Raw genomic sequence first — 2,284 nt, 5'->3', positions numbered from 1 at the left:
TGACCGCGCACGGTATACTCATGACAAAGCTCCTCAATGAAAATGTCAGCACAAAGACATGCCACAAACCGCCCATTCCGCGCAGTCTGCTCGCTCTGCTCTGTCAGTACCGCGATGTCTCCAAAGCAGCTGCTGACACCTTCATGATAGGTTGTCCGATGACATTTTCCAGGAAAAAACCAGGGAATCAAAAGCAGCCGTACTATAACGTCGTTTCCGGCACAATCCACTTCACTGTTCATCTTCTCAGCTCGCACTGGGCTGAAGTTGTGCATCCATGAGACGATTCTGTCCGTATAGAAAAACATTGAGTTACCCATCGAGACCTCAGACAAGGGCAGAATGCACGTCTTCGTGACCGGCGGCACCGGCTACATCGGTAGCCACCTGATTCCGGAATTGCTCGCACGTGGCCATCGGGTCGCGGCGCTGACACGACCGAAGTCGGCACACCGGCTTACGCCCGGCTGCCGCATCGTCATCGGCGATGCGCTCGATGCCCCGAGCTACGTGCAACAGATCAATGGGGCCGATACCTTGGTCCATCTCGTGGGGGTTGCCCACCCTGGACCGGCCAAGGCTATGGAATTCCAGAAGGTGGATCTCGTCTCGGCTCGCGCGGCGCTGAGCGCGGCGATGAAGGCCAGGGTGAAGCACCTGCTCTATCTCAGCGTTGCCCAACCGGCACCGGTGATGCGAGCTTACGTAAATGCGCGTGCCGAGGCCGAAACCTTGATCCGCGCCAGTGGCATCGCAGCCAGCTTTCTGCGCCCCTGGTATGTGCTCGGCCCCGGCCACCGCTGGCCGTTGCTGCTTCTCCCGGCCTACCGCCTGTTCGAGTACCTGCCGTTGACACGCACGGCAGCACGTCGCTTCGGCCTAGTCGACATCGAACAGATGACCAGTGCACTGATCCGGGCGGTGGAAGACCCGCCACTCGGAGTACGCATCTGGGAGGTGCCGGAAATCCGTCTGGCCACCTGTCCTGCCTGAGATCCCACTACTGAGGAGCCAGTCCTCGCTGCATCAACATTCTGCCGGCGCGCCCAGCACGCCGAGCCATTCCCTAATCTGCCGATGGACGCGCGTGTCGTTCAACATTCTCAGGTGGCCGAGTTTACCCAGCCTGGCGCACTGGACGTCACCCGTGATTTCATGCGCGATTGCACTACTCAGCGGCACCAGCCCATCGCCAAGGAATTCGCTAATCGGATGCTCGACGTCTTCGGTGAGACTGGCACCCAAAAAGCGGAAAGCAATCGTGTGCGGCTTGGATAGCGTCCGTGGAGCCCCTGGGCCACGGCGCAGATCCTTGATGCCTTGGCTGCGTTTGGCGGCAATATTCCCGAGGGGGCGGGTGATTGTAGTGAGTTTCAACCCCACGGTTGCCAACTGCCCGAGTCGCTCGAGCGGTGATCCGAGGTGTGGTGATCCGAGGCAAATCACCATCCTTGTCGACTGCGGCCATGACATCCCCAGCGCCATCGCCTGATCGCAGGCGCCAAGGGCAATCAAGCCGCCCATGCTGTGACCAATGATCAGTAATTCGCTGGCCGGTTGCGGCCAGACCGCCAGCAAATTATCGAGTAGAACCGCCAGTTGCGCGCAATTTTCGGCAATCGGCAGACCTGAGTTATAGCGCAGGTAGAGTGGAGTACAGGCCCATTCAGTTTGGACTTGGCACCCAATATGACTGGCATATGTGGCGGCAGCTTCGCTGGGATCGCCCCATTCCCAACAATGTTCGTCACATCCTAGTCCGTGAACGAAAACGCAAAGGCGCCTGCCCGCGCCGGGAAAAGCACTGCGCAGCGCATCGGTGTCCAGCGGCACGACCTTTCCGTTCACCCGTATCGCCATGTTGATCGCCAGCCGGTTGTTGCTAGCCGCAAGATGATCTCCGAAAGCGCCGTTGAGTGCGCTGTGCAGGCCACTCGCAAAGCGCCCTGGCGGTTTATCCGGGGATGGATGCTGCCTTTCGAGGATTGCAGCGACGTCAAGCAAAGCTCCGCTGCCGTGGAAAATTGCAGCGTAGACGCCTGCTGAAATGGCTTCATGGGCAGCTTGCACTATTTGAGCCGGCCAAGAAAGCAGAGGAATTCGCCGCAGGACGTCGAAAGACTGGTCGGCAATGGCCGCATGCATTTCCTTGATGCATAGCGTCGTTTCCTGAACTGCGGCTTTAGCAACGTGACTGTAACCGGTTCTTCGCAACAGTGGCCCGAAGGCTTTTCTACCATCATCCGACATAGGGTGTCCTTCAAAACTGAAGTTTAGACACTCG

The 2,284-nt window shown here is 58.6% G+C and carries 3 protein-coding genes; 2 read left to right on the top strand and 1 reads right to left on the bottom strand.

Annotation, left to right across the window (positions count from 1 at the left end; all coding sequences use genetic code 11):
- The coding region (locus tag AW06_RS21390) for a hypothetical protein (protein ID WP_273704928.1) at positions 1-281 on the top strand (281 nt) is incomplete at its 5' end.
- A gap of 61 nt (positions 282-342) precedes the next feature.
- Entirely contained in the window at positions 343-993 is a 651-nt protein-coding gene (locus AW06_RS19430; RefSeq protein WP_034953807.1) for an NAD(P)H-binding protein, read from the top strand.
- Positions 994-1,026: 33 nt separating this feature from the next.
- Here the strand turns inward: AW06_RS19430 and AW06_RS19425 are convergent.
- Positions 1,027-2,284: alpha/beta hydrolase (locus AW06_RS19425; protein ID WP_273704927.1), on the bottom strand; the 1,258-nt coding region annotated here is incomplete at its 5' end.

Origin of the sequence: Candidatus Accumulibacter cognatus, assembly GCF_000584975.1 — a bacterium.
Taxonomy (GTDB): domain Bacteria; phylum Pseudomonadota; class Gammaproteobacteria; order Burkholderiales; family Rhodocyclaceae; genus Accumulibacter; species Accumulibacter cognatus.
This window is presented reverse-complemented; position numbering and strand designations above follow the sequence as displayed.